Source organism: Haliovirga abyssi, from assembly GCF_030295325.1.
GTDB classification, from domain to species: domain Bacteria; phylum Fusobacteriota; class Fusobacteriia; order Fusobacteriales; family Haliovirgaceae; genus Haliovirga; species Haliovirga abyssi.
In genome coordinates, this window is sequence record NZ_AP027059.1 from 2,150,754 (window position 1) to 2,167,350 (window position 16,597).

12 protein-coding genes, 1 tRNA gene, 3 rRNA genes, 1 riboswitch and 1 other annotated feature are annotated in these 16,597 nt (G+C 34.6%); all 16 genes read right to left on the reverse strand.

Annotated features, from left to right (window positions below):
• Positions 1–22: 22 nt before the first annotated feature.
• The gene (rplL, locus tag RDY08_RS09435; protein ID WP_307904157.1) at positions 23–391 is read right to left on the reverse strand and encodes a 50S ribosomal protein L7/L12; all 369 of its coding nucleotides are present in this window, start codon (positions 389–391) and stop codon (positions 23–25) included.
• A gap of 28 nt (positions 392–419) precedes the next feature.
• Positions 420–926 (reverse strand): 50S ribosomal protein L10, encoded by a 507-nt coding sequence (gene rplJ / locus RDY08_RS09440; RefSeq protein ID WP_307904158.1) that lies wholly within the window; start codon positions 924–926, stop codon positions 420–422.
• Between the two features lie 117 nt (positions 927–1,043).
• Positions 1,044–1,161: a sequence feature (ribosomal protein L10 leader region), on the reverse strand.
• A gap of 41 nt (positions 1,162–1,202) precedes the next feature.
• Complete coding sequence (gene rplA, locus RDY08_RS09445; RefSeq protein WP_307904159.1) at positions 1,203–1,910, reverse strand: 50S ribosomal protein L1; 708 nt, start codon at positions 1,908–1,910, stop codon at positions 1,203–1,205.
• Positions 1,911–1,961: 51 nt separating this feature from the next.
• A complete protein-coding gene (gene rplK, locus RDY08_RS09450) occupies positions 1,962–2,387 on the reverse strand; it encodes a 50S ribosomal protein L11 (protein ID WP_307904161.1) in 426 nt (141 codons plus the stop codon).
• Between the two features lie 160 nt (positions 2,388–2,547).
• The gene (gene nusG / locus RDY08_RS09455; protein ID WP_307904162.1) at positions 2,548–3,150 is read right to left on the reverse strand and encodes a transcription termination/antitermination protein NusG; all 603 of its coding nucleotides are present in this window, start codon (positions 3,148–3,150) and stop codon (positions 2,548–2,550) included.
• A gap of 14 nt (positions 3,151–3,164) precedes the next feature.
• Complete coding sequence (secE, locus tag RDY08_RS09460) at positions 3,165–3,338, reverse strand: preprotein translocase subunit SecE (RefSeq protein ID WP_307904163.1); 174 nt, start codon at positions 3,336–3,338, stop codon at positions 3,165–3,167.
• A 32-nt stretch (positions 3,339–3,370) separates the two neighbouring features.
• Positions 3,371–3,446 (reverse strand) — tRNA-Trp (locus tag RDY08_RS09465).
• 12 nt (positions 3,447–3,458) lie between these two features.
• Complete coding sequence (rpmG, locus tag RDY08_RS09470) at positions 3,459–3,608, reverse strand: 50S ribosomal protein L33 (RefSeq protein ID WP_307904164.1); 150 nt, start codon at positions 3,606–3,608, stop codon at positions 3,459–3,461.
• A gap of 183 nt (positions 3,609–3,791) precedes the next feature.
• Positions 3,792–3,909 (reverse strand): 5S ribosomal RNA (gene rrf, locus RDY08_RS09475).
• A 139-nt stretch (positions 3,910–4,048) separates the two neighbouring features.
• A 23S ribosomal RNA gene (locus RDY08_RS09480) occupies positions 4,049–6,987 on the reverse strand.
• A 106-nt stretch (positions 6,988–7,093) separates the two neighbouring features.
• Positions 7,094–8,612 (reverse strand): 16S ribosomal RNA (locus RDY08_RS09485).
• The 16S, 23S and 5S rRNA genes sit together here, the layout of an rRNA operon.
• Positions 8,613–9,010: 398 nt before the next feature.
• Positions 9,011–11,287, reverse strand: a complete 2,277-nt coding sequence (gene metE / locus RDY08_RS09490) for a 5-methyltetrahydropteroyltriglutamate--homocysteine S-methyltransferase (RefSeq protein ID WP_307904165.1) — start codon at positions 11,285–11,287, stop codon at positions 9,011–9,013.
• A 173-nt stretch (positions 11,288–11,460) separates the two neighbouring features.
• Positions 11,461–11,642: riboswitch (cobalamin riboswitch) on the reverse strand.
• A 147-nt stretch (positions 11,643–11,789) separates the two neighbouring features.
• Entirely contained in the window at positions 11,790–13,082 is a 1,293-nt protein-coding gene (gene eno, locus RDY08_RS09495; RefSeq protein WP_307904166.1) for a phosphopyruvate hydratase, read from the reverse strand.
• A 475-nt stretch (positions 13,083–13,557) separates the two neighbouring features.
• Positions 13,558–14,832: a DUF4912 domain-containing protein gene (locus RDY08_RS09500; protein ID WP_307904167.1), complete on the reverse strand. Its 1,275-nt coding sequence runs from the start codon at positions 14,830–14,832 to the stop codon at positions 13,558–13,560.
• Between the two features lie 164 nt (positions 14,833–14,996).
• Positions 14,997–16,073, reverse strand: coding sequence for a [FeFe] hydrogenase H-cluster radical SAM maturase HydE (gene hydE, locus RDY08_RS09505; protein WP_307904169.1), 1,077 nt, complete (start codon positions 16,071–16,073; stop codon positions 14,997–14,999).
• Positions 16,074–16,237: 164 nt separating this feature from the next.
• On the reverse strand, positions 16,238–16,489 hold the full coding sequence (locus tag RDY08_RS09510) for a 4Fe-4S dicluster domain-containing protein (RefSeq protein ID WP_307904170.1): 252 nt from the start codon (positions 16,487–16,489) through the stop codon (positions 16,238–16,240).
• Between the last annotated feature and the right edge of the window lie 108 nt (positions 16,490–16,597).

Genomic DNA, 16,597 nt, shown 5'->3' on the forward strand with positions numbered 1-16,597 from the left:
GTGCCTCTTTATTTAAATTTTCTTACTTAACTTCTACTTCAGCTCCAGCTTCTTCTAATTGTTTTTTAATATCTTCTGATTCATCTTTAGATACTGCTTCTTTTAATGTAGCAGGTGCTCCATCAACTAATGCTTTTGCATCTTTTAATCCTAATCCTGTAATTGCTCTTACTGCTTTTATTACGTTTATTTTTTTAGCTCCTGCTGATTTTAAGATTACATCAAATTCTGTTTTTTCTTCAACTGCTGCCCCTGCAACTGCTCCTGCTGCTGCAACTGGTGCTGCTGCTGATACTCCAAATTCATCCTCGATTAATTTTACTAATTCAGCCAATTCTAATACTGTCATTGACTTCAAATCTTCTATAAACTGTTCTTTATTGAATGCCATTTTATTCCTCCTATATTATTTTATTTTATTATTCTGCTTGTTCCTCTTGTCCTTCTTTTGATTCTTTAACTGCATTTACTGCATATGCAACTTTTGTAATAATAGACATTAAGCTTCCTGCCACTTGACCAAGCAATCCTTCTCTTGATGGAAGTTTAGCAAGAGCTTCTATTTCTGCTAATTCTACTCTTTTTCCTTCTATATACCCAGCTTTAATATTAAATATATCTTTTCCTTTACCAAATTCATATGCAATTTTAGCAGGTGCAACCACATCCCCATAACTAAACGCAAAAGCTGTAGTTCCTTCTAAAACATCATCAAAACTATCTTCTACTCCAGCTTCTTGCAATGCTATTTTAAACAATCTATTTTTAGCTACTATATATTCTACTTCAGCTTCTCTAAAGTTTTTTCTAACTTCTGTATCTTCCGAAACTTTAATACCTTTATAGTCAACTAATACTATAGCATTTGCTTTTTTTATTTTTTCCAATAATCCTTTTACCGCTTCTACTTTCTTTTGATTTGCCACTGTTTCACCTCCCTAATTTTTCCTTATAGAATATTTAAAAAATAATATTTTTATATTTTATAATATAATGTTTAATAATATCCAACATATTAAAAAATATAAATACTATTTTTATATACTTCTATATAAAAAACCTTCGCAAAGACACGAAGGTTAATCAAAGTTCCTACCCTGAATACCTCGGCAGGAAATTAAGCAATGCACCTGCTGTCTTTGGTTATAGAACGGTTTAAAAATAGAATATTCCCAAACCATTCTTATATATATTTTTTATATTTAAGCTTCTACAAATTTAGTTACTAATATAGGATCTATCTTTATTCCAGGTCCCATTGTTAATGATACTGCTACAGTCCTTAAATATTGTCCCTTTGAAGATGCAGGTTTCATTTTTACTATTGTATCCATAAAAGTCTTAAAATTTTCTACTACTTTATCTTCTGCAAAATCAGCTTTCCCAATTGGAACATGAATTGAACCAAATTTATCAACTTTAAACGCTAATTTTCCTTTTTTAAATTCTGAAACAGCATTAGCTATATCTGTTGTTACTGTTCCTGATTTTGGATTTGGCATTAGCCCTTTTGGTCCTAAGACTCTTCCCAATCTACCTAATTTAGGCATCATATCAGGAGTTGCAATTATCAAATCAAAATCCAACCAACCTTGTTGTAACTTTTCTACATATTCGTCCGATCCAACGTAATCAGCACCAGCTTCTTTCGCTTTGTCCACATTATCTCCTTGAGTTAATGCTAGTATTTTTATTGTCTTTCCTGTTCCATTTGGTAAAACAACAGTTCCTCTAACTTGTTGCTCTGCATGTCTAGGATCTACTCCCAAACGTAATGCAACCTCTATAGTTTCTACAAATTTTGCACTTTTTGTATCTAATACTAATTTCAATCCCTCTTCAGGGCTATATAGTTTACTTTTATCTACTTTTTTCGATACTTCTACAAATCTTTTTCCAGCTTTTGCCATTTCTAACTCCCTTCTGTGGTTACGCGGATTATCCTACCACTAATTTCTTAATTAATCTTCTATTTCTATTCCCATACTTCTTGCAGAACCAGATATAATACTAATAGCTGCTTCCATTGTACCTGCATTCAAGTCAGGCATTTTAGTTTCTGCAATTTCTTGAACTTTAGCTCTTGATATTTTAGCCACTTTTTCTGTTAATGAATTTGCAGAACCTTTTTTTATTCCAGCTGCTTTTTTTAATAAATCTGATGCAGGTGGAGTTTTTAATATAAAGCTAAAACTTCTATCTTTATATACAGATATTTCTACAGGAATTATAAATCCTGCTTTATCTTGTGTTTTTGCATTAAAAGCTTTACAAAATTCCATAATATTCACACCATGTTGTCCCAATGCTGGTCCTACTGGTGGAGCTGGATTCGCTTTTCCTGCAGATAATTGTAATTTTATTTTCCCTATAACTTCTTTTGCCATTTAATTATTTACACCTCCTAAAAATTGTGGTTATAGATTTCTCTCCCACTTTGATACATAATTTAACTTTTTAAATTTGTATCAAAAACAAAGATAAATATATTTATCTTTATTTTTGATACAAATAAAATTCAGTTGATATTTCCCATCATTCTTTTAATTAAAGCTTATCAACACCTTCAAAACCAACTTCTGTTGGAGTCATTCTTCCAAAAATATCTATCATAACTTTAACTTTTTTATGTTCATAATCTATACTTGCAACCTCTCCAATACTATTCTCAAAAGGTCCTTCGATTATTTTTACTTTTTCATTTACTTTATAAGGTAACTCTATTACAGTCCCTTTGTTTTTATCTGATTTTTCTATTATTCCAATTTTTCTTAATAAATGTACAGCTTCTTCATCTTCTAAAGGTATCGGTTCTGCTCCAATCCCAACAAATCCAGTTACTCCAGCTGTATTCCTTATTACATACCAAACATCACTATCAACTTTATGTCCTATTCCTTCTAAAGTCTCTTCTTTTTTAACAAGCATTTCAACCATTACATAACCAGGAAATAATTTTCTAGCAACTTTTTTCTTTTTCCCTCTTACCATCTCTATTTTTTCTTCTTCTGGCACTATTATTCTAAACACTTTATCTGTAAAGTTAAGACTTTCTACTCTTTTTTCTAAGTCAGTTTTTACTTTTTTTTCATAACCAGAATAAGTATGAATTATATACCATTTTTTTACAAAATTTTGACTCTCCGCCATTATTTCCTCCACCTCTATCTAATAAAAAAGTTTAACAACTTAGAAAAAAACACATCAAACACGCCTAAATATAAAGAAGTAGCTACACCTAAAGCAATAACTAAAGCTGTCGCATTTTTAGCTTCTGTTACAGTTGGCCATGAAACTTTTGAAAATTCCCCTTTTACCTCTGTTAAAAATTTTTTCACTTCAATATCACCCCATTTGAATATAATAAAAATGGCAGGTCCAGAGGGAATCGAACCCCCAACCCTCGGTTTTGGAGACCGATGCTCTACCAATTGAGCCATGGACCTGCATTTTATATGTTATTTTGTTTCTTTGTGAACTGTTGTTGTTTTACAAAATTTACAATACTTTTTCAACTCAAGTCTCCCAGTTGTATTCTTTTTATTTTTTTCTGTACTATAGTTTCTTCTTTTACACTCAGTACATTCTAATTGTATATTTACTCTCACTTATGACACCTCCATAATATAAATCGGAACTAAATTTTATCATATTTTTTTTTAAAAGTCAATAATATATTTTAAGGTAATAAAAAAATCACCTTAAAATATATTATAAAAAAAAGGGGGGTAGTCTATTTAAATTACTTCATAGCTATCTGCTAATAACAAACACCTAAAAAATAAATTAAAGCTTGGCAGGGACCTATCCTCCCAGACCGCTACCAGTCAAGTACTTTCGGCGCATAAAGGCTTAACTACCAGGTTCGAAATGTAAACTGGGTGTACCCCTTTAGCTATACCCACCAAGCTAAATAATAATTGGTTTATGAACGTTTAAAAATAAAGTTACCTTACTCTTTAAACAATTCTTTAATATTCTTTTTTTAAAAAGAGATTCAAAATTGTATAGTAATATTACAAGCAGTTTTAATCAAAGAAACTATTTAAAGGTTAAGACCTCGGCTGATTAGTATTAGTCAGCTAAATGTATCACTACACTTACACCCCTAACCTATCGACCTCCTAGTCTCGAAGGTGCCTTACTAGCATACGCTATAGGAATACTTATCTTAAAGGGGGCTTCACGCTTAGATGCTTTCAGCGTTTATCCTGTCCAAACGTAACTACCCAGCTATGCTACTGGCGTAACAACTGGTACATCAGCGGTTTGTCCATCCCGGTCCTCTCGTACTAAGGACAGCTCTCTTCAATATTCCTGCGCCCGCAGCGGATAGGGACCAAACTGTCTCACGACGTTTTGAACCCAGCTCACGTACCGCTTTAATGGGCGAACAGCCCAACCCTTGGGACCTTCTCCAGCCCCAGGATGCGATGAGCCGACATCGAGGTGCCAAACTCTGCCGTCGATATGGACTCTCGGGCAGAATTAGCCTGTTATCCCCAGGGTAGCTTTTATCCGTTGAGCGATGGCCTTTCCATTCAGAACCACCGGATCACTAAGCCCGTCTTTCGACCCTGCTCGACATGTCTGTCTCACAGTCAAGCTCCCTTATGCCTTTACACTCTTTGGCTGCTTTCCATACAGCCTGAGGGAACCTTTGGGCGCCTCCGTTACCTTTTAGGAGGCGACCGCCCCAGTCAAACTACCCACCTAGCACTGTCTCCATCGTTACACACGACAGATTAGAATCTCAATATCACATGGTTGGTATTCCAACAACGACTCATATACAACTGACGTCATATAATCAATGTCTCCCAACTATCCTATACATATAATACCAAAACCCAATACCAAGCTATAGTAAAGCTCCATGGGGTCTTTCCGTCCTGCTGCGGGTAACCGGTATCTTCACCGGTAATACAACTTCACCAGGCCCACCGTCAAGACAGCGTCCGGATCATTACACCTTTCGTGCAGGTCGGAACTTACCCGACAAGGAATTTCGCTACCTTAGGACCGTTATAGTTACGGCCGCCGTTCACCGGGGCTTCAATTCGGAGCTCTCACTCCTCCTCTTAACCTTCCGGCACTGGGCAGGTGTCAGCCCATATACGTCGCCTTCCAGCTTAGCATAGACCTGTGTTTTTGGTAAACAGTTGCCCGGACCTTTTCACTGCGGCCTATTTCTGCTCCATCCGCTTAGAATTTCACATACTTTAGGCACCCCTTCTCCCGAAGTTACGGGGCCATTTTGCAGAGTTCCTTAACGATGGTTCGCCTGCGCGCCTTGGGTTTCTCACCCCGCTCACCTGTGTCGGTTTGCAGTACGGGCGCTAACAACTAGTTTAGAAGCTTTTCTCGACAGCATGGGATTTAATACTTCGTTCCTAATGGAACTCCTCATCACACCTCAGATCTATCCATACGGATTTTCCTATACAGACATCCTACATGCTTATACTTACTATTCCGTCAGTAAGCTATTATACCCTTCTGTGTCCCTCCATCACTATCAGTTATTAGCGGTACAGGAATATTAACCTGTTTTCCTTTCGCCTACGCTTCTTAGCCTCAACTTAGGACCCGACTTACCCAGGGAGGACGAGCCTTCCCCTGGAAACCTTGAGCTTTCGGCGGGTAGGATTCTCACCTACCTTCTCGCTACTCATTCCTGCATTCTCACTTCTGATACCTCCAGAAAACCTTATCAGTTCTCCTTCGCCGGCCTACAGAACGCTCTCCTACCAACATACTTACGCATGTTCCACAGCTTCGGTGAATATCTTAGCCCCGTTACATTGTCGGCGCATCGACTCTCGACCAGTGAGCTATTACGCACTCTTTAAAGGAATGGCTGCTTCTGAGCCAACCTCCTGGTTGTTTCTGAATCGACACATCCTTTCCCACTTAGATATTACTTTGGGACCTTAGCTGGTGGTCTGGGCTGTTTCCCTCTCGACTATGAATCTTATTACCCATAGTCTCACTCCTAATCTATCATCTACGGCATTCGGAGTTTGAATGTGTTCAGTAAGCTATACGCCCCCTACGACAATCAGTGCTCTACCTCCGCAGATTACTAATTAAGGCTGCACCTAAATGCATTTCGGAGAGAACGAGCTATCTCTTGGTTCGATTGGCTTTTCACCCCTATACCTACCTCATCCCCCGGCTTTTCAACGACGGTGGGTTCGGTCCTCCACTGTGTCTTACCACAGCTTCAACCTGGACAGGCATAGATCACCAAGTTTCGCGTCTACCGCTAGCGACTCGTCGCCCTATTCAGACTCGGTTTCCCTTCGGCTCCGTTTCCTTAACCTCGCCACTAACGGTAACTCGCAGGATCATTCTCCAAAAGGCACGCCGTCACATTCCTAAAAATGCTCCGACCGCTTGTAAGCACACGGTTTCAGGTTCTATTTCACTCCCTTAACAAGGGTCCTTTTCACCTTTCCCTCACGGTACTATTCACTATCGGTTAATAAGAGTATTTAGCCTTACGTGATCTGGTCCACGCTGATTCACACCAAATTTCTCGTGTTCGGTGCTACTTGGGTGCCGATTCTTTACTTATGCATACAGTTCATCTACTGGACTCTCACCATCTTCGGTTAGCTTTCCCAAACTATTCGACTTTATACACATCCATAAATAGATACCTTGCAGTTCTCTCGGATTCGGTCCCGCTACCCCAATACAGCAACGGCTGCATCCTTTAACACTATATTGGTTTAGGCTCTTTCCCGTTCGCTCGCCGCTACTTAGGAAATCGTTTTTACTTTCTTTTCCTCGGGTTACTTAGATGTTTCAGTTCACCCACTTACCTCTTTCGTATACATCCTTCAAATGTATAGGTTTGCCCATTCGGATATATAGGGATCAACGCTCGTTTGCAGCTCCTCCTACCTTTTCGCAGCTTACCACGTCCTTCTTCGGCTCTTATTACCTAGGCATCCACCGTGTGCCCTTAATATCTTAACCTTATTTTTCTTCTTTTCTTCTGCTTATTATTACTACTATACAATTCCCAATGTCCTTTTATTTCTAAAAGACTTGCTTAATAGAGAGAAGCTATTATACTCCTTAGAAAGGAGGTGATCCAGCCACACCTTCCGGTACGGCTACCTTGTTACGACTTCACCCCAATCGCTCACCACACCTTAGGAACCTCCCTCCCTTACGGGTTAGGCCAGCTACTTCAGGTGCAACAAACTCTCGTGGTGTGACGGGCGGTGTGTACAAGACCCGAGAACGTATTCACCGCGACATTGCTGATTCGCGATTACTAGTGATTCCAACTTCATGCAGTCGAGTTGCAGACTGCAATCCGAACTACGAAATGCTTTCTGAGTTTCGCTTCAGGTCGCCCTTTCGCTGCCCTCTGTACATCCCATTGTAGCACGTGTGTAGCCCAGGTCATAAGGGGCATGATGACTTGACGTCATCCCCACCTTCCTCCTACTCGTCGTAGGCTGTCTTGCTAGAGTCCCCAACTTAATGATGGTAACTAACAATAGGGGTTGCGCTCGTTGCGGGACTTAACCCAACACCTCACGGCACGAGCTGACGACAGCCATGCACCACCTGTCTATGAGTTCCTCAAAGAGGCACTTCCATATCTCTACAGAATTCTCACGATGTCAAGACCTGGTAAGGTTCCTCGCGTTGCGTCGAATTAAACCACATGCTCCACCACTTGTGCGGGTCCCCGTCAATTCCTTTGAGTTTCATTCTTGCGAACGTACTCCCCAGGCGGGATACTTATCGCGTTAGCTTCGGCACAGAGGTTCGACCCCCCACACCCAGTATCCATCGTTTACAGCTAGGACTACCAGGGTATCTAATCCTGTTTGCTCCCCTAGCTTTCGCACTTCAGCGTCAGTATCGGTCCAGAGAGCTACCTTCGTCATCGGCATTCCTACAAATATCTACGCATTCCACCGCTACACTTGTAGTTCCGCCCTCCTCTCCCGTACTCTAGCTTATTAGTTTCAAAGGCAAGGACATGGTTGAGCCATGAATTTTCACCTCTGACTTTATAGGCCGCCTAGATGCCCTTTACGCCCAGTGATTCCGGATAACGCTTGCCACTTACGTCTTACCGCGGCTGCTGGCACGTAATTAGCCGTGGCTTCTTCTGCAGGTACCGTCACTTGCTTCTTCCCTGCTGAAAGAACTTTACAACCCGAAGGCCTTCATCATTCACGCGGAATTGCTGGATCAGGCTCTCGCCCATTGTCCAATATTCCCCACTGCTGCCTCCCGTAGGAGTAAGGACCGTGTCTCAGTTCCCTTGTGGCCGTTCACCCTCTCAGGCCGGCTACCTATCGTCGCCTTGGTGAGCCATTACCTCACCAACTAGCTAATAGGACGCGAACCCCTCCATTAGCGCATATAGCATTTACTTATCAATAGATGCCTATCAATAAGATTATGCGGTTTTAGCTCCCGTTTCCAGAAGTTATCCCCCTCTAATGGGCAGGTTATTCACGCGTTACTCACCCGTCCGCCACCTTACTCAGCTCCGAAGAGCCTTTGTGGTAGACTTGCATGTGTTAAGCATTCCGCCAGCGTTCATCCTGAGCCAGGATCAAACTCTTCAATCTATATTTTTTTACACCTTTTTGTCTTTTTCTTGGTTTGCTTTACTTCTCTCTATTAAGTTTTCAATGTCCTTTGCCCTCTCTCGAGGACGAGATTAATATTACCACACTTATCTCATTTTGTCAAATACTTTTTTTGCATTTTTTTATATTTTTACATAACATCCTTTGAAACCTTTTAAAATCAACGGATTATTCAACTTTATTTTTTCGATATATTTGATTTCTTCAATAAATATATTTTATTTTTTATTAAAATAAATATGCTTTTTTTACTTTTTTATCCCAAACACTACTTTTACACTTAAAAAATAAAAATAATAAAAACATTATAAACATTAATACTTTTTTATTTTTTTATACAAAAGTCTTCTATACACTAATGTATAGAAGACCTAAAATCAAATCTCTTTTCTAATTTCTTTTACAGATGCAACCATATTTTTTAGACTTTTTATAGCTTCTGATTCTGCTCTAGTTTTTAGTCCACAATCTGGATTTATCCACAATTTGTTAAGATCATTCTTTTCTATAATCTTTTTTATAACAATCTTAAATTCATCTATCCCAGGTACTCTTGGAGAATGAATGTCATATACGCCAGGCCCTATCTCTTTATCATAATTATTTTCTGCCAACACATCTAACATTGATAAATCAGATTTTGCAGCTTCTATAGTAATTACATCTGCATCCATAGATTTTATTTCAGATATTATATCTTCAAATTCACTATAACACATATGCGTATGAATTTGCGTTTTTAAATCAACTTTAAAATTAGTAACTTTGAAAGCTTTTATAGCCCAATCTAAATATTTTTCTTTCCAATCCTTCTTTCTAATTGGTAATTTTTCTCTTAGTGCAGCTTCATCTATTTGAATGATTTTTATGCCTGCTCTTTCTAAGTCTAAAACCTCTTCTTGGATAGCTAATCCTATTTGATACGCTATCTCTTCTAATGGTAAATCCTCTCTTGGAAACGACCAATTTAATATTGTTATAGGACCAGTAAGCATTCCTTTCAAAGGTTTTTTAGTTAAACTTTGAGCATAGCTTATCCAATCTACTGTAAACGCTTTTTTCCTTTTTATATCCCCAAAAATTATTGGTGGTTTTACCCCTCTTGTTCCATACGACTGAACCCATCCATTTTCCGTTATTAAAAAACCTTCTAAATATTCTCCAAAATACTCAACCATATCAGTTCTCTCAAATTCTCCATGAACCAATACATCTAAATCAATTTCTTCTTGTATTTGTATTACATTTTTGATTTTTTCTTTTATATACATTTCATATTCTTTGGAATTTATATCACCATTTTTATATTTTCTTCTAATTTTTCTAATTTCAACAGTTTGAGGAAAAGAACCTATTGTTGTAGTTGGTAATTTCGGTAAATTCAACACCTCTTTTTGTTTTATAATCCTCTCTTCAAATTTTTCTTTTCTATTAAAATCTTCTTCTTTTAGAACTTTAACCTCATTTCTAACATCTTCAAATTGAAATTCAGCCAATTCTTTCTTATCTTTTATTATTCCTTGATTTTGGATAAATTTTGAATTCTCTTTATAATTTTCGTCACAAAACAGTTCTTTTAACTCTTCTAATTCTTTTAATTTTTCTTCTGCAAAAGCTAAATATCTTTTATACTTTTTAGCTAACTTAGTTTCACTTTTTAACGTATATGGCACATGCAATAAAGAACACGATGTGTTAATTACCAAAGTATATTTTTTTATCTTATTCAATATATCTATGCTTTTTTTATAATCATTCTTCCAAATATTTTTTCCATTTACTAAACCAACAAACAAAGTTTTATTTTCTGAAAATCCATATTTATCAATTAATTCTAAATTTTTTTCTCCCTCTACAAAATCTAATCCAATTCCATAAAAATTTAAATCCAACAACTCTCTATATATATCTCTTACATCTCCAAAATAGGTTTGCAATATTATTTTAAGTTTTGACTCATCTTTCAAAATTTCATTATAAATAAGTTTAAAATTCTTAATATCTTCTTCTGTTAAATCTGTAACTAATATAGGTTCTTCTATTTGTAGATACTCAACTCCTAATTCATTTAATTTATCTATAACTTCAATATAAGCAGATGTTAACATCTGTACATACTCATCATAACTTTCCTCTGAACTAATTTTAGATAACTTCAAAAACGTTAATGGGCCAATCAGAACCGGTTTTGTATCCACTCCTATCTTTTTAGCCTCTAAATATTCATAAAAGATCTTATTTCCATTTAACTTAATTTCCATATCTTTTTTCAATTCAGGAACCAAATAATGATAATTTGTATTAAACCACTTTTTCATAGCTAACGCTTTTACATCTTTGTTTCCACTTTGATATCCTTTAGCCATAGCAAAATATGTGTCTAATTCATTCAATCCTAGCTCTTTATATTGTGTAGGTATCGCATTAATCAATATCATCGTATCTAACATAGTATCATAATATGAAAAATCATTTGATGATATAAATTCTATTCCATTGTTTTTTTGAATTTTCCAATGTCTTTCTTTTAATTTTTTTGCTTTTAATTCTAACTCATTTTGACTAATTTCATTTTTCAAATAGCTCTCTACCAATTTTTTTAGTTCTCTTTTTTCTCCTATTCTAGGAAATCCTATTGTCGAAATTTTAACCATTATTTCTCCTCCGTTTTTATTATTTTTTTACTTTTCATTACACTTATAAAAATAATAAAACAGAGGGAAAACAAAAACTTTTCACACCTCATAATATACCACCTTCCCTCCGAAGTTTTAAGAAATCTAAAAAGCAAATCCTATTTTTATGTTTTTTAGTTCTTAAAATAGAATTACTTTTTATAAATTAGGTAAGTCTCCTGACTTCGCATCATTCTCCCTTTCACCTTCCCAGATATTATATTTATCCAGTGGTATTTAAAAGTTCGTCCACGTCACAGTAGCGGGGGCTGCTCTAGATTTTCGCTAGATTCCTTGTTATGCTTTTTACAGCACCTAATTTATATTTTGCATTATATCAGAATTAGTTGATTAAGACAATAGTCTAATGTAAGAATATTTTAAAAGTTTAAAAATCTTTAGAGAACATTTAAATTACAAAAGGAGCGTTATAAATAACGCCCCTTTCGCATAACACCTTATATTCGTTTATTAATATTGATTATTTAATGTTATAGAATACTCCTTCTCCATTGTATTCTGCATTTTCTGCTAATTCTTCTTCTATTCTTAACAATTGATTATATTTAGCCATTCTATCAGTTCTTGAAGCAGAACCTGATTTAATTTGTCCAGCATTTGTAGCTACAACTAAATCAGCTATTGTAGAATCAGCAGTTTCTCCTGATCTATGAGATACAACTGCAGTTTGTCCTGATCTTTTTGCCATTTCAATAGCATTTAAAGTTTCTGTTAATGTACCAATTTGGTTAAGTTTTATAAGAATTGAGTTTGTAGCTCCTAATTCAATTCCTTTTGATAATCTTTCTGTATTTGTAACATATAGATCATCTCCAACTATTTGGATTTTATCTCCTAATTTCTTAGTCATTTTAACCCAACCATCCCAATCATCTTCAGCTAATCCATCTTCTATTGAAATTATTGGATATTTTTCTACTAATTCTGCATAATAATCTATTAATTCATCTGTAGTTCTTATTACTCCTTCTCTTGCAAAGTTATATTTTCCATCTTCTGTATAAAGTTCTGATGCAGCAGTATCAAGAGCCAATTTAATATCTTTTCCTGCTTCATAACCAGCAGCTTTTACAGCTTCTAATATAATTTCTATAGCTTCTCCTGCTCCATTTAATTTAGCTGGTGCATATCCACCTTCATTACCTACAGCTGTAACATCTCCGTTTGCTTTTAAAATTTTTCCTAATGCATGGAAAATTTCAGCTACCATTCTTAATCCTTCTCTGAATGATTTTGCTCCTACTGGCATTACCATAAATTCTTGAACATCAACTGCTGAATCTGCATGAGATCCACCATTTAATATATTCATCATAGGAACTGGTAATTCTTTTGCATTTGTTCCACCTATATATCTATATAAAGGCATTCCTAATGCTGCTGCTGCTGCTCTTGCAACTGCTAAAGATACACCTAATATAGCGTTTGCTCCTAATTTCCCTTTATTTGGAGTACCATCTAATTCAATCATTAATTTATCAATAGCAACTTGGTCTAATGCATCCATACCAATTACTTCTCTTGCTATTATTTCATTTACATTTTCTACTGCTTTTAATACACCTTTTCCTAAATATCTTGCTTTATCTCCATCTCTTAATTCTACTGCTTCATGTACACCTGTAGAAGCTCCACTTGGAACAGCTGTTCTTCCCATTGCTCCACCTGATAAATAAACATCAACTTCTATAGTTGGATTTCCTCTTGAATCCAATATTTCTCTAGCATAAACCTCATCAATAATAGTTACCATCTTTCTATCGACCTCCTATTTTTTTAGTCTTCTTAGAAATTACGAAGACTTATGTTATTGCTATTTTTCTATTTAGAAATAACTTAAAAACAATTAATCAATTTAATAATAGAATATTAAACATCTTAAATATTTTTATAATTAAATTTGAGAAATTATTCCTTAAGCATTCTTTCATGTTCTGAGCAATTCAATTTTAACACATTTTAATATCTATGTAAAGTAATTTTTTTCTCAATCTTTTTCAATTTTTCCTCTATTGTAATAAAAAAATAAGCTACGCTTTATCTAGTAAAATATAAATATTTTTCTAAATTTTCAGCTCCTAAAAAATTTTGCTTTGAAAAATCAGATATTTCAAAAACAGCGCAGCTTGTTTTCTGAATTAATTTATATTTTCCTAGCAAATTAAAAAGAAAGCCTACTTTTCAGCAAACTTTCTTAATTTTTTCATTTTATCATTATCTTTTAACTATTATACTTCGTTATCTACTTTTTTCTTAGTTCTATCAACCACAGGTGTAGCTCTTCTAACTTCATCTCCATCTGCAGATACTGCAACTACAGGTAATTCATAATGCCCAATCGGCAAAGCATATCTACAACTAAATGTCCCGTCTGAATTTAATTTCACTTCTCTTCCCATAACCGTTAATTTAGCATCTGGTTCTGTTGCTCCATATAAGATTAGTTCTGTACCAACTTTTAGCCAAAAATCTTTATTTTTTCCATTATCTTTTTCAATATTTCCTTTTGTTGCTTCTCCTTGTGAAATACTTAAGCTTCCAGCCGATAAACTTCCCACTGATAAACTTCCTGCGCTAATACTTCCTGCTGTTATTGATCCCATTGCATTTTCTAAATGAGCAATCAATTTCTCTCTTCTTACTCCTTTTTCTAAAAATAATTTTTTTAATAAAAGGGCAACCATTTGCTCAGAAGAACCAAGAACTGCTCCAGAAGCTCCCATTCCACCTATCCATTCTCCATTTACAATTCTTCCTGCTGCTGATTTATCTAATATTTTTTTGAAATATTCTTCTACTATCATCCACTCTTCATCTACAACATTAGATATTTGATTACTTGGAGTTCCTACACTATTCGATCTTGATAATGTTATAAATTCATTATTAGAAGTTTTTAATCCTATATCTGCAATATAGGTAGCTTTTGGATTTAATCCTCCTATAAACCATTCTCTTACACCATCTGGCAACTCTACATCAAAATAATTATTTGCATTTGTTCCATCAAATTCTTTTAAAGTCACATCATACATTCTAATTGTAGGTTTTGATGCCTTTATATTCTCTTCTCCATATTGTTGTTTTGTTTTGTCAAAAACTTCTTGACTTATTTCCCAATACGCATATGCCCATTGAGGATTTTTTGGCATTAATACTATTTTATTATCTCCATACCCTTCTGGCAACGGATCTCCATCAAAAAATACTGATCTTAGTCCCTCTTCTTTTTTTGTTTGTATATTTTCACCTGTTGTTCTATTTGCTAAAGAAACATCCAAACTAGATGGCAATACTTTGTCTGATGATCCTCCACCTACCATTGGTGTTCCTAAATCTAAAATTTCAGCTTCTATTTGTGTTTTACCTTCATCTAAAATAATAGAAGATAGAGCACTAAAAAGTTCCTCTTTTGTCATTTCAGTTCTACCTTTTACTTGATATTCCCTTGCTAATTCATATAACTCTTCTTTTGTTAAGTTTTTTAAATTTTCAATTTTCATAATTGTTCCTCCCATTCTAAATTTTAGGATCACAAATTGTCCTAAAAAAGCATCTATATTTTACTATATTTAAATATTATTGTCAAATAACTTAAAAATATATTTTTACCTAATATAATAACTGCCACGAACTATAAATTCATGGCAGTTTTTTATATTTTTATTTACATTTTTTTCTTATTTTTATAATGCAGCGAGTCTCCCCATTCTCCGTATCCTATTTTATCTCCTACTCCTTTTATTCTGTTTTCCAAACAAGCTTTACATTCAACAGCGTTATCATCAATACAAGGTTTGTTATCATAAAGTTGATAATCTTTTCTATAATTTTTATGCGTTATCACTGGCATTATAATATTTGCTCCTGCTTTTAATCCAGCTTCTCTTCCAACGGGATTTAAAGCTTGTAGTGCTGTTGTAGCCGCTATATTTATATCTTTCAAATAAATTCTTGTTAAAGCTATCATTTTTAATCCTAATTCAAATCTCTTTTTCTTTATCTCTTTTGAATTTTGAGCTATTTCTCCTATTGGCGTTTTTTCACTAACAATATATGGGCCCATTCCTATCATATCTATGTCCATATCTTTAAAAAACAGTATGTCATCCACTAAATCTTCTTCTGTTTGTTCTGGAAGACCTATCATTACTCCTGTACCTACTTGATACCCTATTTTTTTTAAATCTTTCAAACAGTTTATTCTAGTTTCAAATTTATGATCTGCAGGATGTAATTTATTATACAGCTCTTTATTAGATGTTTCTATCCTCAATAAATAACGATGTGCCCCTGCATTATACCATTTTTCATACGTTTCAAATGTTTGTTCTCCTAAAGATAAAGTAATTCCTAGCTCTCCATTACTTAATTTCTTAATTTTTTCTATCAAACCAGTTACAAATTCAATATATTCTTCATCTTGTCTTTCACCCGATTGCAAAACAAGAGAGCCATAACTGTTTTCATATGACCATTTAGCACTTTCCAAAATCTCTTCTTCACTCATAGTAAATCTGTGGACATCGCTATTACTTTTTCTTATCCCGCAGTAATTACAATTTTTTTGACAAATATTACTAAACTCTATAATCCCTCTATAATAAACTTTATCTCCTACATTATCTAATTTTATTTTATATGCTTTTTTATATAATTCTTTTAATTTTTCTTCATTTTCTTCTTTCATAAAAGATAATATTTCATTTCTCCCAAGCTCTTTTTCATTTGATACACTACTCATTTTTACCACCTTGCCTTTTTTTATTTTATTTCCATCTATATATTTTGAATCGCCAAATAATATTCGCAGGAATTACAATTCAAATATACATACGATTTCAACAATAAAATTATAACATATTTTTTTATTATTTTGAACTATTTTTTATAAAAAAAGTAAACAATTTAGTGAGTGCCGCAACTGCAACTAGAGCCAGAAAAAGCTTTCATTATGCTTTCATCAGTTCCATCAAAATAATTTATAACTTTTTCAGTACAAATATCACTACATTTTGTACATCCTACAGGACATTTTTCAGAATTAATTAAATTTATTTGATTATTTTCATTCACTAAAAGTCCTAAAGGACAAACTACCACACACGCCATACATTTTGTACATTTTCCACTAATTATAGGATACCAATTTTTTGCCATTTTTCCCTCCAAATTTTATTTTTTTATTTCCTAAAGTTTTTTTATCTTATATCGATAAATATAATATCCAAAGATATATCTCCCCGATGTATCTTAAAGAATGTTAAA